The sequence below is a fragment of the Paenarthrobacter sp. UW852 genome, assembly GCF_024608385.1.
In the GTDB taxonomy this organism is placed as follows: Bacteria; Actinomycetota; Actinomycetes; order Actinomycetales; family Micrococcaceae; genus Arthrobacter.
The window spans coordinates 550,870-572,869 of record NZ_JAMSGY010000001.1 but is presented as its reverse complement, the minus strand read 5'-3'; the positions used below and the strand labels follow the sequence as shown (position 1 = coordinate 572,869).

Genomic DNA, 22,000 nt, shown 5'->3' with positions numbered 1-22,000 from the left:
TGTGTTCGTGCTGCTATCCGCTGTTTTTGGACAGCAATTGCGCCATGGCAGTCGCGGCCGTGAGAACGGGTTCCACCCACTGGTCGATGACGAAGCGGCTGCTGGGACCGGCAACACTGAGTGCGCCGATAAGAACCCCATTTGAGTCGGCGATACCGGCTGCAACCCCGTCGATGCCCTCGGCATATTCGCCCTCAGTGATGGCATAACCCTGCCGCCGGACCTCCGGGAGGATTCTGGACTTGAGTACGGTCTTCGAGCGGACACTATGGCTGGTCACCTCCGGCAGCTCCTCGTCCGGGTAGAGGTTGTCGATCTCTGCTTCAGACATCGACGCCAGCAAGACCTTTCCGGATGCGCAGCTGACCAAGGGCATCCTGGTCCCCACCCGTATGTCCATCCTCAAGACGTGCTTCGTCTCGAATCGTTGAACAATGATGGCGTCCCGGTTCCGTGGTATCGCCAGTGAGACTGCCTCACCGCTCATGTCTGCCAGCGACCTCATAGGTCCAAGCAGGGCGCCTCCGAACCGGGCAACATCCGGAACGGCCGCGCCCACTTCGAAGGCACGCAGGCCAAGGAAGTACATGCTGTCCTCGTCCTGAAAAGCGAAGTCCTGTTGCAAGAGCGTGGATAGAAGCATGTGTGCAGTACTTCGTCCCACGCCGAGCTGGCGCGACATCTCGCTGACGCCAATCCCTTTGGGGTGTTCGCTGAGGATTCGGAGCGCACGGAGTGCGGTGGCAACCGTGCTGGAAGTCCTTGATGAACTGTTTGACATATGCGAACATCCTTCGTAAATTGCGAATGCGGATAAATGATGCAGTGATTAGGCTCACGCGTCAAGGGTCGATTTTTGATCTGTCTGAATTGCGGTAAGTTCCGCAAGATCCACCGTCTGTGCCAATCTGAGACAAATGGGCCCATCCCCTTGACGTTCGCCGAACGTGGGTACAAGATTCAATCTGCTCCTGATCAACCAGTCAGATATTCGCATATTGCGAACGCAGGCGACCTTCATGTTTTGCGCATTTTGGGTGCAGCGGGTCACGCTCCACATCGATAAGGCCAAGCAGCGAGGCGCCATAGGAGGAATTCTTGGTCACTAAAATAGATAACGCTCTGTCCGATGTTGCCATCCGAACAAAGCGCAAAGTATTCCGGCGACTGATGCCGATACTGATGTTGGGGTACATTGTTGGATACCTCGACCGCACCAGCATTTCGTTCGCCAGTCAAGGGCTTAGTCAGGAATTCGGCATGAACGCCACCGCATTCGGTTTTGCCGTCGGTATTTTCTTTTTGGGCTACGTGCTGTTTGAAATTCCCAGTAATGTCTTGCTGCATCGAGTGGGAGCCCGGATCTGGATCACGCGGATCATGATCAGTTGGGGGATCATCACCGTGCTCATCGGGTTCACGACGGGCGCAGCCGGCGTCTATGTCCTGAGGTTTTTCCTCGGCGTCGCTGAAGCCGGATTCTTCCCCGGCATCATCCTCTACCTCACCTACTGGTTTCCCAATGCCGTTCGGGCCCGCATGCTGTCAATCTTTATGCTCTCTGTTTCCATCGCCCTGGCGACCGGAAGTCTCTTGAACGGTCAGATCCTTCAGCATTTCGACGGACTGCTTGGCTTTTCGGGCTGGCGATGGATCTTCTTCGTCGGCGGACTCCTGGCGGTCATCCTCGGCGTGCTCAGCTTCTTTCTGTTGACCGATTCTCCACAGAAGGCGCGTTGGCTCGACGAACCTGAACGCCAGTGGCTGATCGAGACCCTGGCGCGGGAAGGTGAAGAGCGTGCGGCGGGCCGATCAGACCACGGCATTTGGGCGGGTCTGCGTGATAGAAGGGTCATCCTTCTGGCGGTGATCTTCTTTTTGATCCAGTTCGGAAACTACCCCTTGGCATTTTGGCTGCCGCAACTGGTCAAGAGAATCGGACCGGATTTATCGGCAGTTCAAGTCAGCCTGGTAACAGCCATTCCCTATGCATGCGCTGCAATAGTCCTGTTTCTGATGGCAATGCGCTTCGCACGGCGGGACGCCGAAGTGGCTCATATCAGCATTCCGCTGATTGTTGCTTCGGGTGCATTCGCCGTAATCACGGCGTTCCTGGGGCAGCCGATTATTGCTCTTATGGCAATCACCGTGGCTACGATGTGCGTCCTCCCGGCCACAGCAATGTTTTGGTCTCTGCCCACTCACTATCTGACCGGTGCTGCAGCCGCGAGTGGAATCGCATTGATTAACTCCGTAGGTAACATTGCCGGTTTTGTAAGCCCCTACAGTTACGGCATTCTTCGGGATGCTACCGGAAGCGACAATGTGGCCCTGGCAATGCTCGGCACTGCGGTCGTTGCTGCGGCCGTGATACTCATTATCTGGCGGAATAAAACCCGGGAACGAGCCTCTTGGAACAGCCCGCGAACGTCACGTCCTGAAAGGGTTGACGCGAAAGAATCTTGAGGGCAAAAGTGTCAGCACAAGTTTGGCAGCCCCATTTGCCTGGGGCTAGTCGCCCAAGGGCTCAATGGCCCATGCGATGAGATGAAGGCCGGTAGCGGCCCGTCCCCGCCATGCGAGCCATCGCCGTCGTAATTGCTGCTCGCCGTCCGGAAGGGTGGGTGCCATGGGGAGGGCGCTGTGTGCAAGGTGCTGGCTCAAGGTGGCTTCTTCCTGCCGCGCCAGCAAGAGGGCAAGCGGATAGTAGCTGTTCATCAGTTCTCCCAAGCGGTTCTCCAAGGCGGCCAGTCGGCGCTGCTGACTGGCCGGGCGGATCTGGTCTACTTTTGGTGCTTTGTAATAGGAAGAGTATGCGGAGGGAATCTTGCCGCACTGTGCCACTCTGGGCCACGTTGGATGAGGGGCAAGCCGGGGCTCGACGAGGCGCGGGCCTGCGCCCGGGGGAGCGTGACTGGCCGCCGACTCCTATTGTGTTCCTGAGCCGAAGTCGACGGCCAAAATCGCCCGGGACAGGGTGACGGCACGGTTCGCCAGTTCTTCAAGCTCGGCGTCGGTGCAGTCGCGGGAGGCCCAGCGCGTGGCCCCTTCCAGGAGGGTCACCACAACCCTCACATGCTCCGTGGGATCTGAGCATCCCATATCGCGTGCCGCCGCCACGTACATTTGTTCATGGAGTGTCACCCAATCGTCCACTTGCGCGCGGAGGTCCTTGGGCAGGACTCCCGCCATCCTGTCTGTGGCTACAAGCAAGTCCCAGAGGTTGCTTTCCGGGAGCCGCACCTGCCGCGTGAAATGAAGCCTGACCATGGCGTCCCAGAACTCTTCAGCGTTAGCGGCCGGCGCGACAGCTTCGAGCAAGGCTACGCCAAAGCGGTGGAAATGCCAGCGGAGCGATTCGGCAACGATTTCATCTCTGCCCTCCGGGAAGTGGGAGTAGAGGCTGGGTGGCTTGATGTTGACGGCATTCGCGATGGTCCGCATGGAAACGGAGTTAAATCCATTGGCGATGGCGAGTTCCAGGAAAGCCTCAAGGATGTTTTGGCGGGCGGTTTTCTGGCCGGCCCAGTTCCAATCCTCAAGCTTTGTCTGGAAGCCTGCCTTCGCTGCTTCGTAGGACGTCACGCTCATAATCCGCCATCCTAACAGTCGTTAGGTAAATCGGGATAGGCGCTTCCCTAACGTCTGTTAGTTAGGTAGTCTGGAAGTGGCGTGGAGCACATGCACCCACCAACCTGAGTGGTTTGAGCGGAAGAGCAAACAATGGTCACCGAAAACACGAGCCTGGGGGCCCCTCGGAACAACAACGTCATCCTCGGAAGCGGTCTTTCGGGCATGGTTGCTGCGTACATCAGCGCACGTGCCCTGGAGGAGAACGCATCACAAGATGAGAACTGGAGCGCCGAGCGGGTCTTCCGTCCCAAGTTGCCGAGGTGGCGGCCGCGAAAGAACGGGCCCAGCGGACCTGGCCCGGCGTTGGCGTCCTGAACCGCATACCGAGAGAGAACCTCCACATGTCTGCAGAAATCCTGTCACCGTTGTCCCATGAGACACCACGAGAAACCAACCGGGTCCGTGAGCTCTTCCTAATGCAACCGCATGCCGACCTCAGCGGTATCCGTCCCATGGTTGCCCGCTCGTGGTACCGGAGTCGGGCTGCGGGCGTTGATGCCTTCTCCGACCGCGGGTTCTACGACGAGGGGCGAGTAGACGAGTTCACGATCGCAGCGGCCGGCCCGCACCTTCAGAAACTGGACGAGGTGGCCGCCGACCTGGGCGGCTACGTAAACATCACCGCCCCCAACGGTGTCCTGGTCAAGGCCGACTTTTTGCGGGACGACGGGTTCCCCGCCGGGTACTCCCTGCTGGAGGAGAGCTGTGGCAGCAACGGCGAGGGCCTGGCACTCGAAGAGGGGCGTGGTGTCTGGCTGGCTCCGGAAGAACACTTCCGGGAGGACATGAGGGGGAACTGGTGCTTTGCTTCCCTGGTACGCGACCCGTTTCATAACCGTGTGCGGGCCGTGATTGGGCTAACCCTCCCGGCAAACCGGGTCAGCACGCTGGAGCCATCATCGACCCTGCTCATGCTCGAGGGCGTCGCCTCCCGGATTGAACGGGACATCGAAGTCCGGACTTCCTCGAAGGAGCGGGCGCTGCTCAGTGAGTACCTCAGGATCTCACGCCGAAGGGGCAACCGGGCCGTCATTGCCGTCGATGGCAAGAACTCGCTCCAGAACGCGACGGCGACGGCGACGCTGGTGGACAGCGACTTTTCGATCGTTTCCGGCTATGCCAAAGCAGTCATGGCTTCCAGCCGCAACATGAACTGCGAAGTCATGCTGCAGGGGCCGGGGCGTTCCACGCTGGAAATATCACCGGTAACGCTTTCTGCGGCCAATATCGGAGCAATTGTGGTGGTCCGGCCGCATGCGCCTGCCAAGGAACGGGCGAATGCTTCCGCAAGTGCGGCAATAACCCTGGAATCGGCACCTCAAGGGACCGCCGAGCGGTTGTTGAAGCATGTGGATGGCACCAGTACGGAGCTCAAGCGGACCCTCAACCTGGTGCGGAAGGCTGTGGACCAGGACCGGTCCGCGGTACTGATCGGTGAACTGGGCAGCGGGAAATTGCGGCTGGCCGATGCCATCGCGTCACTGCGAGGTGGCCGGATGGTTGTGGACGCACGTAACGGAGACCTCAGGAACCACAACTTCAGGGACGTCCTGCACCGGGTTTCCACCGAGCTCCCAGCCACGTTGATCGTGGAACACGCAGATGAGCTGTCGCAGAACGAAGCAGGCGAGATAGCCCGCAACCTTCGCGGCAATTCCACCACCAAGCTGATCTTCACCATTACACGCCCCACGGACGCAACCCTGCTGCTTTCCGAGGCGTTCGACGTCCTTGAAATCTCGGTGGCACCGCTTCGCAACAGGAGGGAAGACATCCCGCAGCTTGCCAACGCGATTGCTGAGGAGCTGGGGGAGCGGCGGCTTTCGCGCCGCCTGCTAACGACGCTCACCCAGGCCGACTGGCCGCGTAACATCGACCAGCTGCGGGCCGTCGTATCCAACGCCGTAGAACGCGCAGACGGCACAGAAGTCACAGTGGATGACCTTCCGCAGGGATTCCACCGCGTCCTGACGAAGGGGCGGCTTTCCCGCCTGGAAGATGCAGAACTCAGTGAACTGCGCACGGCGCTCCAGGAAGCAAAGGGTAACCGCAGCCTCGCGGCCGAAACCTTGCAGATCGGACGCTCCACCCTGTACCGGCGCATGGACTACTTCCGCAGCCGCGGCTTCGATCTCTGATTGCACGCAGGGAGCAGCGGCCGACCCCCTAACGGGGCCGGCTGCTGCTCTCTGCTCACAGGCGCCGAAAGGCCCGACGACGAGTGGCCGCCTGTGCTGCCCGGCTCTCCCAGTCTGTGGGACACGGTGTCCCACTGCGGTGTCTCGATATGGCACGGATGACCGCCCCGATATCGCGTTGTACTGGAAATCACCCGACACCGGCACCCGTCCCAAGGAGTGTCCGGCAGCGACCGAGGGTACGAACACGAACAGGACGACTGACTATGACCCGCGATGCCCAGGGAACCATTCTTGTGGCCCCTCACCATTTCCCGGACCTGGACCGTGAGCACGCGCTTGCGGAGGAGTTCGGTTACACACTCAACCCAGCGGCAGACACCGATGCCTTCCGCGAAGGGCTTCCCGAAGCCGACATTGTGATGATCACGCCCTATGCCAAGCTCACTGCCGCCGACTTCCCGTTGATGACCAAGTGCCGTGCAGTGATCCGGTACGGAATCGGCTACGACAACATCGACGTCGCTGCGGCTACCGAAGCGGGCATCCCGGTCTCGATCGTTCCGGGCACAGCCTCGGAGGAAGTCGCCTCCCACGCCTTCGCCATGGGCCTGGCGTTGGCCCGCCGCCTACCTGCCGGAAACGCCGCTATCGACAACCTTGGCTGGGCCGGAACCATCGGCTACGACACCCCTGTCCTCTCCGAGCTTGAGGTCGGCGTCCTGGGCATGGGCCGCATCGGGCAGCACGTGGCCCGCATGTACTCGGCTGTAGGAGCCCGCGTCCGTGCCTACGATCCCTTTGTCACGGAGAGTTTCGTGGAGATGACCGGGATGCAAGACATCCTGGAAAATTCCGACGTCGTCTCCCTCCACCTGCCGCTGAACGACGAGACGACGAACCTCATCTCCACCGACGTCCTCGCCAAAATGCGCAGAGGCACAGTGATCGTCAACGTGTCCCGCGGCGGCCTCATCGATGAATCCGCGCTCGCCGAAGCATTGGCCTCCGGACACATCGCAGGCGCCGGCATCGACACCTTCGCCCAGGAGCCGCTCGGTGCGGAACACCCGCTGCGGACGGCGCCAAACGCCATCCTCACGCCGCACATCGCGTGGCGTTCCAACCGGTCGACAGGTGCCCTGCAGGACGGTGCCGTGGAGCGCGTACGCCTCGCGCTGACCGGCCAGCCGCTCATCGACCTCGTGAACTGAAACGACTTCTGAAGTGAAAAGACTGGAGAAACCCGACTTGGCTACCACCAATCATTTGGAAGACCTCGCCGCATTGCAGAACCCTGCAGAGGATCCGCACCTCCGCCGTGGGCCGCGCGGCTTCCCGCTGCTGCCTGGCGGCTACGGCCGGTCAACCTACTACACCGGCGCACCAAGCCCTTACGCCATCAAGGGCGAGGGCTACCGGGTGTGGGATGACCGCGGCCGTGAACTGATCGACGCGAACAACAACTTCACCTCCCTGATCCACGGCAACGCCCACCCGGAAATCACCGAAGCTGCAACCAAGGCACTCACCACGGGTGCAAGCTGGGGCATCCCGAACCTTTACGAATGGGAACTCGCCGAACTCCTGCTCGGCCGCCTTCCCGAACTGGACCAGGTCCGTTTCGCGAACTCCGGCACCGAAGCTGTCATGTCGGCGATCCGCATCGCCCGTGCCAGCACCGGCCGTGAGCGCGTTATCGTCACCAAGGGCGGATACCACGGAACGTCCGAGGTTGCCCTGGTTCCCGGTGGACCGTCCTACCAGCGCGGCGTCACCCGCGGCGTGATCGACGACGTCACAGCGGTTCCGTTGAACGACGTCGAATTCCTTCGCCAAGCGGTCGAGGCCGCTCCGGACGCCTACGCCGCTATCATCCTGGACCTGCTGCCCAACCGGGCCGGCCTCCTCACCATCAACGAGGAGTTCGTCCGGACTGCCCGGGAACTGGCCACCCGTTACGGCATTGTGCTGATCATCGATGAGGTCATCAGCCTCCGCCTTGGCTACAGCGGCTTCAGCGGCGAATACGGGGTTACCCCGGATCTGCTGACCACTGGCAAGCTCATCGGCGGCGGATTCCCCGTCGGAGCAGTCTGCGGCAAGGCCGAACTGATGGCCGAGGTGGACCCGACGCGTCCTGGCAGCCTGCCGCACGGTGGCACCTTCTCCGGCAACCCCGTCAGCATGGCGGCCGGTTCCGTCGCCCTGCGCCTCTACACCGAAGATGAGGTCAAGCGCCTGAACGAGTTGGGCGACACCGCTCGCGACACGGTCAACGCCAGGGTTTCCGAAGCCGGTTGGGAGATCCGCGGCCGCGGCTCACTCCTCCGCGCCGTTCCGGCCGGTGCAGAGAAGGTGGACGAGCACACCCAGCACAAGCTGTGGTGGGCCTCCTACGAGCGCGGCCTGCTCGGCTCCCCGGCCAACCTGTTGTCGCTGTCCACGCCCATGGACGAAAAGGTGGTCGCTGACATTACGGACCGCCTGGCCGACGCCGTCCTGGCAGTCGCCTCAGGGGCTCCCACCACGGAAGGCACAAAGTAGCCATGAAGATTGTTTCCTACGAACACGAGTCCGGGGTCCGCAGTGGCGTCCTGATCGATGACACCGTCTATGACCTGGAGCTGCTGCTTCAAGGTTCCCGCCAGGCGGTGCACGGAGCCACGACGTCCGTCCGGGAATTCCTGGAATACTACGGTGACAGGCTTGAGGCCATTTCGGCCGAGGTCAGCGCATTGGCTGGTCGGGACCCCGAAGCCCATGTGGGTACGCGGGCCGCTATCCGTTTGACCACACCCGTGCCCAATCCCTCCAAGGTGCTGTGCATCGGACTGAACTACAAGGACCACGTTGCCGAGACCGGGCGCGCGTTTCCGGAGTACCCGGACGTTTTCGCCAAGTTCGCCTCCACCATGGTTGGACCCGAGGACGAGATCGGCGGTGCGACGGTCAGCCAAAACCTCGACTTCGAGGGCGAGCTGGCAGTAATAATCGGGCGCAAGGCCAGCCGGGTCACCGAAGAAGAAGCGCTGAACTATGTTGCAGCGCTTGCCCCGCTGAACGATGTCACCGCCCGTGACCTGCAGTACCGCGGGACCCAGTGGCTGGCAGGCAAGGCTGTGGACGGGTCAACCCCGTGGGGCCCTGCCCTGGTCACCTTGGACGAAGTGGGCGATCCCCAAAACCTGGACCTGGCAACCCGCGTGAACGGCATCGAAGTGCAGCGCTCGAACACGAGCCACCAGATCTTCCCGATCGCCCGGATCGTCTCCTATCTCTCAAGCTTCCTCACCCTGGAACCTGGCGATGTCATTGCCACGGGGACCCCGCAGGGCATTGGTGCCAAGCGGAATCCGCCTGTCTGGCTGGAACCGGGAGACACGGTGGAAATCGAGATCGACAAGGTGGGGCTGCTCCGCAACACCGTGGGCAAGCCCCAACTCTAACCCCCTGCAAGCTCTACGAAAGTAATGAAGACCATGAGTGATGTACAAACACAAGCAAGTGAGGCCAGGTACCGCATCGCCGTCGACACCGGCGGTACGTTTACCGACGTCGTGGTTGGTTCCAACAGCGGTGACATGGCGGTCGGCAAGGCGTTGACCACCTACGACCGCGTGTTCACCGGCTTCGAAGCGTCCGTCCGCCGCGCAGCCGAGTCCGTTGGCTGGAGCGGTGACGATGTTCTGCGTAACGCAGACGTTATTGTCTACGGCACCACCCACGCCACCAACGCTGTTCTCACCGGTAAAGTGGCAAAAACGGCACTGCTGACCACGGACGGTTTCGCCGATACCCTGCTGCTGCGCGAAGGTGGTCGCCGTGACGCCTTCGATTCCAAGGCTGCCTACCCGCCGCCGTACATTCCCCGCCAGCTGACCTTCGAAATCACCGAGCGCATCTCTGCCGAGGGCGACGTCCTGGTGTCACTGGACGAAGAGCAGGTCCGCGAAGTCCTCGGATCCTTCAAGGAACAGGGCATCGAGGCCGTAGCAGTCTCCTTCCTGTGGTCCATCATCAACGATGCCCACGAGAAGCGGGTTGCCGAGCTGATCCAGGAAATCCTCCCCGGAGTTCCGTACACGCTCTCCAACGCGGCAAACCCCACCATCCGCGAATATCGACGCTCCTCGGCAGCCTCGATCGACGCTTCCCTGAAGCCGTTGATGGCCGACCACTTGGGCAAGCTCCGCTCGGACCTCCAGGAATACGGTTTCGCCGGGGATCTCTTGGTGGTCACCTCCGAAGGTGCCGTCCTCGACGTCGCCGATGTCCTTGACCGTCCCGTCCTGCTTCTGAACTCCGGCCCGTCCATGGCACCGTTGGTGGGCGCGGCTGCTGCTCCAGACCACGACACCGTGGTGGTCTGCGACATGGGCGGCACCACCTTCGATGTGTCCTTGGTGGAGAACGGCGTGGTCCGTCACACCCGTGAGGCGTGGCTGGGGGAGCCGTTCGTGGGTCACCTCACCGGTTTGTCCTCCGTCGCGGTGTCCAGCATTGGCGCCGGCGGCGGCAGCATCGCCTGGATCGACGGCGGCGGCCTGCTTCGCGTGGGCCCGCAGAGTGCACGCAGCACCCCCGGTCCGGCAGCCTACGGCCGCGGCGGCGAAGAACCAACCGTCACGGACGCTTGCGTGGCGCTCGGCTACCTCGACACAGAGGGCTTCGAAGGTGGCTTCACCCTGAACCGCGAGGCTGCCATTAAGGCCATTGACACCCGCATCGCGGGGCCGCTGAAGATGGACACCCTGCAGGCCGCCCAGGCCATCCTGGATGTCTCCGCCAACCACATGGCCACCGCCATCCGACAGTCTGCCCTCGAACAGGGCGTTGATCCCCGGGGCGCGCTCATTGTTGCCGGCGGTGGCGCCGGTGCCATGGTCGCAGCGATCATCGGCAGGCTCCTGGAAGCCGACACCGTCCTTGTCCCGGCGACCGCCGGCGTCCTGGCCGCCTACGGCGCCCACCGCGCCCCGATCGCCACAGAGTTCCTCTCTCCGCTGCACAACGACACCCGCAGTTTCGACGCCAGTTCGGCCTCCCGTGCGGTGGCGGACCTGACAGCCAAGGCTGAGATCTTCGTGAAGCGCTTCGATGGCGTGGGCGAGGCACCCAAGGTCACCTACTTCGTGGATGCCCGGTACCCCGGCCAGGCCTGGGACCTCCGCGTCTACCTCGACGCCGCCCCAGACACCTCCGGCGATGCGGCAGGCATCATTGAGCGCGCCTTCCACGAAGAGCACGACCGCCGCAACGGCACCCACGACCCCGACAGTCGCGTGGAGATTATCACCTGGGGCGTCCGCGTGGAGATACCGCGTCCGGAGCACGCCAAGTCAGAAAGCGAACTCAGCCGCACGGCGGAAATCCACCGCACTGACGACATCGTGTTTGGCGGCGAACCTTACAGCACCCAGCGCTACCGGGGCGTGACGCTCGCGCCCCGCGACAAGATCGTGGGACCGGCCGTCATCGACCAGCCCACCACCACAATCGTCGTACCGCCGGAATGGGACGCGACGCTCGATGAACGATCCAACATCTACCTCACCCGTAAGGAGGCGTAACCGTGACCCGCGAATTCGATCCCGTAAAGCTCTCGGTCCTTGCCAACGCATTCGACGGCATTGTCCGCGAGATGACCAGCGGCCTGCTCCGCTCCGCCCGCTCGTCCGTCATCAACACGGCCCGCGACTTCTCCTGTGCCGTGCTGACCGCGGACAACCAGTTGCTCGCCGCGGCCGAAGGTGTGCCAGTACACGTCTTCGGCGCCGGCCCGCTGGGCGAGGACATGGTGGAACTGCACAAGGACATCCGGGAAGGCGACGCGTTCCTGCACAACGATCCCTACATGGGTAACTCGCACGCTGCAGACCACGTGATCCTGGTGCCCATTTTCATCCAGGGACGCCACCTCTTCACTGCCGTGACCAAGGCCCACCAAGCCGACTGCGGCAACTCGCTTCCCACCACGTTCTTCGCCACAGCGCGGGACGTGTATGAGGAAGGCGCGCTGATCTTCCCCTGCGTCCGGATCCAGCGCGACTACACAGACATCGACGACATCATCCGCATGTGCAGGTCCCGCATACGTGTTCCCGACCAGTGGTACGGCGACTACCTCGCATCCGTGGGTGCTTCCCGTATCGCCGAGCGCCGCATCCACGAGCTGGCAGAAAAGTTTGGAGTCGATGACCTGGTGGACTTTGTGGACGCCTGGTTCGACTACTCCGAGCGACTGACCGCCGGCGCAATCGAAAAGCTGCCCGAATACGTCCTCCATGGCACCTCTGCTCACGATCCCTTCCCCGGCACCGGACCGGACGGCGTGCAGCTCCAGGCGACCCTCGAGGTGAAGCCCAAGCAGGGCAAGATTGTGATCGACCTGCGAGACAACCCGGATAACCTTCCCAATGGCTTGAACCTCACCAAGGCAACCGCCACCGGCGCCGCATTGGCCGGCATCCTTTCCGGCATCCCGGAGAACCTGCCGAGCAACGCCGGAACCTTCCGCCGGGTGGAAGTGCTGCTGCGTGACGGCTGCGCCGTCGGTGTTCCGAAGCACCCGTACTCCTGCTCCTCGGGAACTACCAACCTCGCCGACCGCGTAGTGAACATCGTCCAGGCCGCGTTCTCCCAGATCGACGACGGATACGGCACCGCCGAGGGTGCCGCCGGCCAGGCACCCGCCAAGTCGGTCATCTCCGGCACGGACGAACGCAACGGCAACGCCTATGTAAACCAGATCCTGGTAGGTGGTGTCGGCGGGCCGGCTACCCCGTTCGTCGACGGATGGCCCACCTACCAGCGTCCAGTGTGCGGCGCCCTGCTTTACCACGACAGCGTGGAAGTGGACGAGCAGCGTTACCCGATCCTGGTCCACGAACGCACCCTGGTAGCCGACACCGGCGGAGCCGGCCGCCAGCGCGGCGGACTCGCAACCAGGGTCACCATGGAACCCCGTGGGGAGAGCGTCACCCTCACCTACGGCATCGAAGGCAAGATCAACCCGCCCAAGGGTGTCCGTGGCGGCCACGACGGGGCAGAACCGTCCGCCTGGGTAGAGGACCTCAAGACCGGCGAACGGCGCGAGATCCCGGTAGTAGGCCGCTACGACCTGCAGTCGGGCGAGAAGGTCGTATCCATCACCCCCGGTGGTGGCGGCTACGGCGATCCGCTGGAGCGTGACGTCCTGGCAGTCCTCGACGACTACCGGGAATCCCGCGTCACTGCCGAGGCCGCAGCTGCCGATTACGGCGTCTTTATCACCGACGGCGCAGTTGACGAGGCAGCCACGGCGAAGGCCCGCCAGGAACGCCTGGCCGGCTAGCCGACTGCTATCGCAACCCATCCCGAGGCGAGGTATATTCCTCGCCTCGGGATGTTCCAACAAACATTTACGGAGATTCACATGGAACCCATTCGAGTCGGCATCATCGGCGTCGGAAATGTCCTTAACCAATACCTGGACAAGATCGGCGTCCACCCCGACGTCAACATCGTTGCGCTCGCGGACGTGAACCCCGAGGCAGTGCGGAAGCGTGCTGCCGAGTACGACGTTCCCAAGGCCCTCACTCCGGACGAGTTGCTCGCAGATGAAGACGTGGAGTTGGTCCTCAACCTCACGCCGCCCAAGCTCCATGCACCGGTCACCCTACAGGCGATCGCGGCCGGCAAACATGTCCTTTCGGAGAAGCCCTTCGCGACCTCTCTTGAGGAAGCCAAGCAGATCCTGGACGCAGCAAGGGCAGCCGGCGTCAGAGTCGGCTCCGCGCCCACCACGTTCCTGGGTTCCGGCATGCAGACCAGCCGCAAGCTCATCGACGACGGCTGGATCGGCGAGCCGGTGGCGGCCTTCGCATCGTTCGCGTGCCGGGGCTATGAGCACTGGCACCCGAACGTGGACCCCTTCTACAGCCCCGGGGCTGGCCCGATGCTGGACATCGGCCCGTACCTGATCACCAATCTGGTGAACTTCTTCGGCCCGGTGAAGCGGGTATCCGCGACCACGCCGCGTTCCTCCGAGACCCGTCCCCGCCCGGGCAAAGAGGGCGAAGTCATCCAGATCCAGACCCCCACGCACGTCACGGGCACCCTCGACTTCGAGTCTGGCGCTACAGCTACGGTGATCGTCAGCTGGGACATCTGGAACCACAACCTGCCGCACCTGGAAATCTACGGCACGGGCGGTTCGCTGGCCGCTCCGAACCCGGACCACTTCTCCGGCGCTCCCGTGCTGCGCCGCGGCGAGCCTGGCGACCTTGCGCTGGACATGACACCTCCCGGTGGCGGAGATTGGCGCGAAACGCCCATCACCCACCGGGACGACGCCTACCGCGGCATCGGCCTGGCCGAATTCGGTTACGCCATCCGCAACGGCGTGGAACCCCGGACCGGCGGCGACTTCGCCTACCACGTCCTGGAAGTCCTCCTCGCCTTCGAGGCGTCCTCTGAGCAGGGCAAGCACATCGAAATCGAAAGCACGTGCGAGCGGCCCCGGCCGTTGCCTTCGGTAGGGCCGCAGGAACCGTACCGCTTCGACTAAGACAAATACGAAACAGCAGCCGACGGCGGTACGTAAGTGCCGCCGTCGGCTGCTGTTTGTTTGGTGTCCGGGCACATGGGTTGCTGCGTCCCAAACTGGGACACAACTTTGCTTCCCCATGGTGAAAACCTGATGTTCGGGCGAATCGGTTTGCAAATGCCGACGCACCTACGAATTTAGGAGAACCCATGACTAGCACAGCCGCTGCTGATATCGGCACCGAGGTCAATATTGCAGCCGATAAAAAGGCCGTCCGCCGCCGCACTGTCGCACAAGCGATCGTTGAGTATTTGCAGGTCCAGTACAGCGAACTCGATGGTGAAAAACGGCGTCTGATCGCCGGCATGTACGGCATCTTCGGGCACGGCAACTCCGTTGGCCTGGCTCAAGGCATCGATGAATACGGTGTGGACTTCCCGCATTACCAGGGCAAGAACGAGCAATCCATGGTCCACGCGGCCATCGGTTTCGCGAAGGCTTCCAACCGTGCCGCCACTCTGGCCTGCACCGCTTCAGCGGGCCCAGGATCCACCAATATGGTCTCCGGTGCCGCCACGGCCACCACCAACCGACTCCCTGTGTTGCTGTTCCCCGCGGACATCATCAACAACCGGTTCGGCGACCCCGTGCTGCAGCAGATCGAGCACCCCGTTGAGCGAGATGTTTCCGCCAACGACTGCTTCCGTCCTGTCAGCCGATACTTCGACCGGATCACCCACCCCGCACAGTTGCTGTCCACGCTCCCGGAGGCCATGCGCGTCCTTACCGACCCTGTGGAAACCGGTGCCGTGGTGGTTTGCCTTCCGCAGGACATCCAAGGTGCCGAGTTCGACTTCCCGGAGTCCTTCTTCACCCCGCGTGTCTGGCACATCCGCCGTCGCCCGGCAGTTGAGGACGAGCTGCGCGACGCCGCCGAAATCATCCGCAACGCCAAGCGTCCGCTGCTGATCTCCGGTGGCGGTGTCCGCTACTCCAAGGCACAGGAGGAACTGGCACGTTTCAGCGCGGAGTTCGGCATCCCGGTGTCAGAGACCTACGCGGGCAAGGGCAGCGGACCCATCACCGACCTCAACCTCGGTGCTCTGGGTGTGACCGGCACGGTGGGAGCCAACGAGATCGCGGACGGTGCAGATGTGGTCATCACTGTCGGCTCGCGACTCCAAGACTTCATCACGGCCTCGCATTCGCTGTTCCAGAACCCGGACGTTAAGTTCGTCAACCTCAATGTGGGCTCCTTCGATGCCCACAAGATGGGCTCATTCCCTGTGATCGGGGATGCCAAGCTGAACCTGGCCGCCCTGCGGGCGCGCCTCGCCGCCGTCGGATACTCGACGTCGGACGAGTTCCGCAGCGACATCGCAGATGCCCGCAAGGCCACTCAGGAGGTGCGCAAGCACGACCTCCAGGATTTCGCCGGCGAACTGATGAGCCAGGCCCAGGTGATCGATGTACTCAACAAGCGCACCACCAGTGATGACGCACTCATCTTGGGCTCCGGCGGCGTGGTTGAGGGCATCCACAAGGCGTGGGATCCCTCCAACGGCACCGAAATTCACTTTGAATACGCCAACTCCTGCATGGGCCATGAGATCCCGGCCGGCCTCGGCTACCGTTTGGCCCGTCCCGATGCGCCGGGCGAGGTATATGTCCTGATCGGTGACGGTACCTACTTCATGCAGCCCACCGAACTGGTCACGGCTGTCCAGGAACGCAAGAAGATCATCACTATCGTTATCGACAACCGCGGACACCAGTGCATCTGGCCCCTCCAGGTTGCCAAGGGTGGTCCGGGCCGCGAATTCGGCACTCAATACCGGGAACGCAGCAAAGAGTCTGGTCGACTGGACGGGGCGATCCTCGACTTCGACATCGCCGCCAACGCGGCCAGCATGGGCTGTGCTGCCTGGTCCACGACGACCGTCGAAGAGTTCTCGGCTGCCCTCACCGAAGCGAAGGAAACCGAAGGTCCCGCCGTGATCGTGGCCCGTGTTGAGCCGTGGCGCTACCTTTCCGGCAATGGCGCCTTCTGGGACGTTGGAGCTCCGATGACTTCGGAGCGGCCCGCCACCCTGGAGGGTGCTGCCAGGCACCTCAAGGGCCGTGAGCGCCAGCGCTTCTACGCTGCCACCACCGCACCTGAAACGCGCTAAGCGCACCGGGCGGGACCGCTACGCAGCGGTCCCGCCCGTCGTCTTACGGGCTTGCCCGTTCTTTCTGATTTTCGCAACTAAGGAGCATTCATCATGAGCGCATTTGCCGTTACTGATCCGGCTACCGGAACCATCCACGCCGAATACCCCGCAGCCACTGATGCCGAGGTGGAAGCCGGGCTCAGCGCAGCACAGAAGACCTACCAGGAGTGGTCCCGCACCACCACGGTGGCCGAACGGGCGGCCTTGGCCAAGCGTCTTGCGGACCTGTTTGTCGAGCGTAAGGACAAGCTGGCCGCCATCATCAACCGGGAAATGGGCAAGCCGCTGCAGCAGGCAGTGGGCGAAGCTGAGTTCTCCGGTTCCATTGCGGCCGCTTTCGCGGAGCACGCCGAGGAATGGCTGGCTGATGAGCAACTCGAAGTAGCAGACGGGCTCCGGAGCTTCTTCCGGTACCAGGGCCTCGGCGTGATTCTGGGCATCATGCCGTGGAACTACCCCTACTACCAGGTGGCACGGTTTGCCATTCCGAATATCATTTTGGGCAACACAGTGATCGTCCGCCACGCCAGCCAGTGCCCGGAATCGGCGTTGGCGCTGGAGGAACTTTTCCGCGACGCAGGCTTCCCGGAGGGCGCCTACGTCAACCTGTTCGCCACCCACCAGCAGATCTCGGACATTATTGCCGACGACCGCGTACAGGGTGTCTCACTGACCGGTTCCGAGCAGGTGGGAGCGATCGTGGCTGAGCAGGCGGGGCGCGCGCTGAAGAAGTGCGTACTGGAGCTCGGGGGCGCCGACGTGTTCCTGGTGCTCGATACGGATGACGTGGACCTTGCAGTGAAGAAGGCCGTCATGGGCCGCATGGGCAACACAGGCCAGTCGTGCAACGGTTCGAAGAGGATCGTCGTGATGGACAAGTACTTCGATGAGTTCTCGGAGAAGTTCAAAGCCGCCATCGCCGGACAGTCCTACGAGAACGGCGATTTCGGGCCGATGTCTTCGGCTTCGGCCACCAAATTCCTGGCCTCGCAGGTGCAGGGCGCCTTGGACCAGGGCGCCGAAATCCTAGTAGGCAACAATGAGCCCGAGGGCAACGTCTTCACGCCGACGGTGATCACCAACATCACCCCGTCCATGGACGTTTACAGTGAGGAGCTTTTTGGCCCTGTTGCCCAGCTCTACAAGGTCAGCAGTGACGCTGAGGCGATCAAGCTGGCCAACTCTTCGCCGTACGGCCTGGGTTCCGTGGTGATTTGCGACGACGTTGAGCGCGCCGAGCGCGTCGGCAACCAGCTCGACGTCGGCATGGTCTTCGTCGGTGCCTACGACCTCAGCGGTGCAGACGTGCCATTCGGCGGCGTCAAGAAGTCCGGTTACGGACGGGAACTGGGCAAGGTGGGCATGCTGGAGTTCGCCAACAAGAAGCTGTTCCGCTTCGCGAAGTAGTTTTCAGCGCACAAGTTTCAGCGCAGCACAAAGGAGGCCGGATCATCGCGATCCGGCCTCCTTCCGTGCCCTAGGGGCTTAGGCTCCGTAGGTCGTGTTTCCGGAGACTTCCGGAATTTCCACCCAGTCACCGGAACCGGCGCTCTTCAGCGAGGCATCCACCAGTTCGGATGCCGACCACCCGTCAGCCACCGAGGGACCGAGCTGCTTGCCTTCGGCCACCGAACGCAGGAACAGCGCGGCCTCGATGGTCTTGAGGTCATTGAAGCCGATGCCCGGACCGGGACCCGGCTGGAAGCGGCCGAATTCGCCGTAGGACGGCGGTGTCATGATGGTTCGATAACCGCTGCGGTCGGTGGCGAGCTCAAGCTGGTTCATGCGTTCGAAGTTCCAGCGCAGCGAGCCTTCCGTGCCGTACACCTCTATGATGTATTCGGCGTGCGGTCCAATGGCTACGCGCGTGGATTCAAACATGCCGATCGCGCCGCCTTCGAAGCGGGCCAGCATTGCGGTGTAGTCCTCGTTTTCTACCTCACGGGTGACGTCCGAGGCCTGGCCCATGTCGAAGGAGTTGGAGGAAGTACCGGCCGGCAGCGGGCGGTCCTTAATGAAGGTTTCCGTGACGGCATTGAGCGAAGTGATGCGCCCAACGAGGAACTGTGCAAGGTCAAAACCGTGACTCAGCACATCGCCCAGGACGCCTGAGCCCGCTCGTGCCTGCTCGTAGCGCCACGTGAAGACCTGCGTCGGGTCGGAGGCGTAGCCGGTGAGCAGGCGGATCTGCACGTTGGTCACCTTGCCCAGCGCGCCGGAGCGGATGAGCCGCCTGGCTTCAGCTACGGCTGGTGCGTGCCGGTAGTTGAACCCCACGGATGTGATGAGTCCCGCAGCCTCGGCGCCTTGGGCAATCTCGCGGGATTCCTGGGCGCTGCGGCCCATGGGCTTCTCGATCCAGAAGTGCTTGCCGGCTTCGATGGTTGCCAGGGCGATTTCGTGGTGCAGGAAGTTCGGGGAGCAGATCGAAACGACGTCGACGTCCGGGTTCTCGAGCACTTTGCGGTAGTCGGTAGCCGTTTCCTTGTAGCCGAGCGCGTCCTCGGCGTGTTGGCGGCCGGCGTCGTCTGGGTCTGCCGCGATCACCAGCTCGGGGTGGCGCGGCAGTTCAGGGAAGAACTGTTTGGTGGCGAGGTAGGCGCGGGAATGCAAGCGCCCCATCCACCCCACCGAGATGAGGCCAACTCCAATACGGTTCTGGTCTTCCAACGTGGACTCCTTAGTTTTTGCCGCTCTCCGGCGGTGCTGTGCCGCTCAGCGAGGCGGCATCTGCGGATCAGCTTATGAACGCAGGGTGTGTGCGCTGTGTCTCAATCTGAGACATCCCCCGAAGGCCTCCGGCTGTTTGAGTAGGACGTACTAGTCCAGCAACACCAACAAAGAGGAGCCCGTCAATATGATGGACCGCAGTCAACCAGTTCGCACCGAACCGCTGCGGGTGCTCGTCACAGGCGCGACGTCCGGTGTCGGTGAAGCTACTGCAAAACTCTTCGCATCGAGGGGGGCGCGCGTAGCCCTGCTCGGACGCCGTGCGGTGGAACTGCAGCGCGTTGCGGACGACATCGACGGCGGTGGGTACCAGGTAGTCACCAACGTTGCCGACGCCGAATCAGTCAGGAATGGCGTCCGGGGCGCGATCCACTCCCTCGGTGGGCTGGACGTGGCCGTTAACGCCGCGGGCGTTGCCGGCTATGCGGCCCTCCAGGACCTGGACGAGCACCGCTGGCGCGAAGTGCTGGACACCAACCTCTCCGGTACGTTCTACGTCGCCCGGGAAGCGGGACTCCACCTGCGCAGAGCCGGGGGAGGATCGATCGTCAATGTTGCCTCGGACCTCGCAACCATGGGAGTCGCCGGGCTGGCCCATTACTGCGCAGCCAAAGCCGGTGTCGTGGGGCTCACAAAGGCGCTTGCAGTGGAGCTGGCGCCCCATGTCCGCGTCAATGCCGTCTGCCCCGGCCCGATTGATACACCTATGCTGCGCTCGGGCCTGGACGCCGAGCCGGATCCTGTCCTGGCCCTTCAGCAGAAGCAAAGCACTGTGCCGCTGAGCCGACTCGCTGATCCGGAAGAGGTGGCAGCAGCCATCTATTTCCTGGCCGTTGACGGCACCTTTGCCACCGGCACCAGCATGGCATTCGACGGCGGCACGTCCGCCGCGTAGCTGTAAGACCCACGACCTCATATAGAAAACAAGCCAAGGAGCCTTGAAAGATATGTCCGAGTCGAATTACAACGACCTCCGCAGCGCACGATGGTTCGCGCCACACGACCTCACGGGATTCGTACACCGCACCGCCATCCAGGCTGAAGGCTTCTCACGCTTCGCCCTCAAAGACAAACCAGTCATTGGCATAGCAAACTCCTGGTCGGAACTGGTTAACTGCAATATCCACTTCAAACTGCTGGCCGACGCCGTGAAGCGCGGGGTCCTCATAGCCGGCGGGCTGCCGCTGGAGTTCCCGACGATCTCCTTGGGTGAGAGCTTGATGAAGCCCTCTGCCATGCAGTTCCGGAACCTGATGGCCATGGACGTTGAAGAGTCCATCCGCGCCTACCCGCTGGATGCCATCGTGCTTCTGGGCGGTTGTGACAAAACCGTCCCGGCGCAGCTCATGGGTGCTGCCAGTGCGGATGTTCCCACCATCATGCTGACGGGTGGCCCCCAAGAGCCCGCCCACTTCCGGGGGAAACAGCTCGGGGTTGGCACTGACACGTGGAAGTACGCAGATGAGTTGCGTGCCGGCAAGATCACCGAGGCGGACTTCGACGAGCTTGAATCCGCAGCGAAACCTTCCGCAGGACACTGCAGTGAGATGGGCACTGCCTCCACTATGACATCCCTCGTCGAAGCCCTGGGCATGTGCTTGCCGGGCACTGCCTCAATCCCTGCAGTGGACGCGCGCCGCGCCCAAGCAGCGGAAGCCACAGGACGCAGGGCAGTGGAAATGGCCCTGACGCAGGGGCCAAAGCCCAGCGAAATCTTGACCAAAGAAGCCTTTGATAACGCCATCACGCTCTTGATGGCGGTAGGTGGTTCCACCAATGCCGTCGTGCATCTCCTGGCGCTGGCGAGGCGCGTTGGTTACGAGCTGCCGTTGGATCGCTTCCACGAAATCTCGCAGCGCACGCCTCGCATCGTCAATGTCCGCCCATCGGGTGAGTACTTGGTGCAGCAGCTGTTCCAGGTAGGTGGCATCTCCACGGTACTCAAGGAGCTGACGCCACTGCTGAACAAGGATGCCATTACCGTCACGGGTGAGTCCCTTGAAGATGGCTACAAGATGGCACCAGAGCCGGACGGGGTCGTAGTCAGCACGCTCGAAACACCCTTCGACGCTTCAGGTGGCATCGCCGTCGTCCGTGGCTCCTTGGCACCCAATGGTGCCGTGATCAAAAGGAGCGCAGCCTCCAAGGACCTGCTGCAGCACAAGGGGTCGGCGGTGGTGTTCGAGGATATTTACGACCTCGGCCGCAGAATTGATGATCCGGATCTGGATATCACGGAAGACTCCGTACTGGTCTTGCGCAACAGCGGGCCCGTAGGAGCTCCCGGTATGCCCGAGTGGGGCATGCTTCCCATTCCGGAGAGGCTGCTGCGCCGTGGTATACGAGACATTGTCCGGATCTCCGATGCGCGGATGAGTGGTACGGCCTTCGGCACCACAGTCTTGCATGTTTCGCCGGAGGCTGCGGTGGGCGGCCCGCTGGCCATTGTCCGCGACGGCGATCCGATCGTGCTGGACGTCGAGAATCAGCGACTCGATTTGGACATCCCGGCTGAAGAAATCGAAAACCGCCTGGCCGACCTCAAGCTACCCGCCCCGAAATACCGACGCGGCTACGGACGCTTGTTCATTGACCACGTCAACCAGGCACATGAGGGCTGCGACTTCGACTTCCTCAAGGGTTTGCCTGATGAAGAGCCGCAACGGCTGCCATATGGACTGATGAGCGGTTGGCAGGGCGGCTGGTAGGCCGCCGCCGATACTAGGCACGAGTTTAGGTGCGCTTCTGCGGAAGCG

16 protein-coding genes are annotated in these 22,000 nt (G+C 62.5%); 12 read left to right on the top strand and 4 right to left on the bottom strand.

What is annotated here, in order from left to right; translation table 11 throughout:
- Positions 1-13: 13 nt before the first annotated feature.
- Positions 14-781: an IclR family transcriptional regulator gene (locus tag NEK97_RS02655; protein ID WP_257368315.1), complete on the bottom strand. Its 768-nt coding sequence runs from the start codon at positions 779-781 to the stop codon at positions 14-16.
- A 317-nt stretch (positions 782-1,098) separates the two neighbouring features.
- Between NEK97_RS02655 and NEK97_RS02650 the strand changes: the two genes are divergently transcribed.
- Positions 1,099-2,466 carry an MFS transporter gene (locus tag NEK97_RS02650; protein ID WP_257368314.1) on the top strand — a complete coding sequence of 456 codons (1,368 nt, stop codon included), beginning with the start codon at positions 1,099-1,101 and terminating at the stop codon, positions 2,464-2,466.
- A gap of 45 nt (positions 2,467-2,511) precedes the next feature.
- On the opposite strand, the gene NEK97_RS02645 is transcribed toward NEK97_RS02650, so the two are convergent.
- Both NEK97_RS02645 and NEK97_RS02640 read right to left on the bottom strand, forming a co-directional pair.
- Complete coding sequence (locus NEK97_RS02645) at positions 2,512-2,718, bottom strand: hypothetical protein (protein ID WP_257368313.1); 207 nt, start codon at positions 2,716-2,718, stop codon at positions 2,512-2,514.
- 210 nt (positions 2,719-2,928) lie between these two features.
- Complete coding sequence (locus tag NEK97_RS02640) at positions 2,929-3,591, bottom strand: TetR/AcrR family transcriptional regulator (protein WP_257368312.1); 663 nt, start codon at positions 3,589-3,591, stop codon at positions 2,929-2,931.
- Positions 3,592-3,974: 383 nt separating this feature from the next.
- Here NEK97_RS02640 and NEK97_RS02635 point away from each other — a divergent pair, with 383 nt between their 5' ends.
- From NEK97_RS02635 to NEK97_RS02595, 9 genes are all read left to right on the top strand, one after another.
- A complete protein-coding gene (locus NEK97_RS02635) occupies positions 3,975-5,771 on the top strand; it encodes a sigma-54-dependent Fis family transcriptional regulator (RefSeq protein WP_257368311.1) in 1,797 nt (598 codons plus the stop codon).
- Positions 5,772-6,037: 266 nt separating this feature from the next.
- Entirely contained in the window at positions 6,038-6,985 is a 948-nt protein-coding gene (locus NEK97_RS02630) for a C-terminal binding protein (protein WP_257368310.1), read from the top strand.
- A gap of 37 nt (positions 6,986-7,022) precedes the next feature.
- Entirely contained in the window at positions 7,023-8,318 is a 1,296-nt protein-coding gene (locus NEK97_RS02625) for an aspartate aminotransferase family protein (RefSeq protein ID WP_257368309.1), read from the top strand.
- Between the two features lie 2 nt (positions 8,319-8,320).
- Positions 8,321-9,220: a fumarylacetoacetate hydrolase family protein gene (locus NEK97_RS02620; RefSeq protein ID WP_257368308.1), complete on the top strand. Its 900-nt coding sequence runs from the start codon at positions 8,321-8,323 to the stop codon at positions 9,218-9,220.
- A 33-nt stretch (positions 9,221-9,253) separates the two neighbouring features.
- Entirely contained in the window at positions 9,254-11,344 is a 2,091-nt protein-coding gene (locus tag NEK97_RS02615) for a hydantoinase/oxoprolinase family protein (protein ID WP_257368307.1), read from the top strand.
- 2 nt (positions 11,345-11,346) lie between these two features.
- A complete protein-coding gene (locus tag NEK97_RS02610; RefSeq protein ID WP_257368306.1) occupies positions 11,347-13,107 on the top strand; it encodes a hydantoinase B/oxoprolinase family protein in 1,761 nt (586 codons plus the stop codon).
- An 81-nt stretch (positions 13,108-13,188) separates the two neighbouring features.
- Entirely contained in the window at positions 13,189-14,322 is a 1,134-nt protein-coding gene (locus tag NEK97_RS02605; protein WP_257368305.1) for a Gfo/Idh/MocA family protein, read from the top strand.
- A gap of 188 nt (positions 14,323-14,510) precedes the next feature.
- On the top strand, positions 14,511-16,472 hold the full coding sequence (gene iolD, locus NEK97_RS02600) for a 3D-(3,5/4)-trihydroxycyclohexane-1,2-dione acylhydrolase (decyclizing) (RefSeq protein WP_257368304.1): 1,962 nt from the start codon (positions 14,511-14,513) through the stop codon (positions 16,470-16,472).
- A 93-nt stretch (positions 16,473-16,565) separates the two neighbouring features.
- Positions 16,566-17,921, top strand: a complete 1,356-nt coding sequence (locus NEK97_RS02595; protein WP_257368303.1) for an aldehyde dehydrogenase family protein — start codon at positions 16,566-16,568, stop codon at positions 17,919-17,921.
- A 78-nt stretch (positions 17,922-17,999) separates the two neighbouring features.
- Here the strand turns inward: NEK97_RS02595 and NEK97_RS02590 are convergent, their stop codons facing one another.
- Positions 18,000-19,184, bottom strand: coding sequence for a Gfo/Idh/MocA family protein (locus NEK97_RS02590; protein ID WP_257368302.1), 1,185 nt, complete (start codon positions 19,182-19,184; stop codon positions 18,000-18,002).
- Positions 19,185-19,371: 187 nt separating this feature from the next.
- Between NEK97_RS02590 and NEK97_RS02585 the strand changes: the two genes are divergently transcribed.
- Together NEK97_RS02585 and NEK97_RS02580 are read left to right on the top strand one after the other, a co-directional pair.
- A complete protein-coding gene (locus NEK97_RS02585; protein ID WP_257368301.1) occupies positions 19,372-20,139 on the top strand; it encodes an SDR family NAD(P)-dependent oxidoreductase in 768 nt (255 codons plus the stop codon).
- Between the two features lie 52 nt (positions 20,140-20,191).
- Complete coding sequence (locus NEK97_RS02580; protein WP_257368300.1) at positions 20,192-21,952, top strand: IlvD/Edd family dehydratase; 1,761 nt, start codon at positions 20,192-20,194, stop codon at positions 21,950-21,952.
- Positions 21,953-22,000: the final 48 nt, after the last annotated feature.

Bases quoted from the DNA above. Each gene is read 5' to 3' on its own strand.
- iolD (WP_257368304.1), top strand. From the start codon at position 14,511: ATGACTAGCACAGCCGCTGCTGATATCGGCACCGAGGTCAATATTGCA.
- NEK97_RS02620 (WP_257368308.1), top strand. From the start codon at position 8,321: ATGAAGATTGTTTCCTACGAACACGAGTCCGGGGTCCGCAGTGGCGTC.
- NEK97_RS02595 (WP_257368303.1), top strand. From the start codon at position 16,566: ATGAGCGCATTTGCCGTTACTGATCCGGCTACCGGAACCATCCACGCC.
- NEK97_RS02585 (WP_257368301.1), top strand. From the start codon at position 19,372: ATGATGGACCGCAGTCAACCAGTTCGCACCGAACCGCTGCGGGTGCTC.
- NEK97_RS02615 (WP_257368307.1), top strand. From the start codon at position 9,254: ATGAGTGATGTACAAACACAAGCAAGTGAGGCCAGGTACCGCATCGCC.
- NEK97_RS02580 (WP_257368300.1), top strand. From the start codon at position 20,192: ATGTCCGAGTCGAATTACAACGACCTCCGCAGCGCACGATGGTTCGCG.
- NEK97_RS02635 (WP_257368311.1), top strand. From the start codon at position 3,975: ATGTCTGCAGAAATCCTGTCACCGTTGTCCCATGAGACACCACGAGAA.
- NEK97_RS02655 (WP_257368315.1), bottom strand. From the start codon at position 781: ATGTCAAACAGTTCATCAAGGACTTCCAGCACGGTTGCCACCGCACTC.
- NEK97_RS02630 (WP_257368310.1), top strand. From the start codon at position 6,038: ATGACCCGCGATGCCCAGGGAACCATTCTTGTGGCCCCTCACCATTTC.
- NEK97_RS02640 (WP_257368312.1), bottom strand. From the start codon at position 3,591: ATGAGCGTGACGTCCTACGAAGCAGCGAAGGCAGGCTTCCAGACAAAG.
- NEK97_RS02645 (WP_257368313.1), bottom strand. From the start codon at position 2,718: ATGAACAGCTACTATCCGCTTGCCCTCTTGCTGGCGCGGCAGGAAGAA.
- NEK97_RS02605 (WP_257368305.1), top strand. From the start codon at position 13,189: ATGGAACCCATTCGAGTCGGCATCATCGGCGTCGGAAATGTCCTTAAC.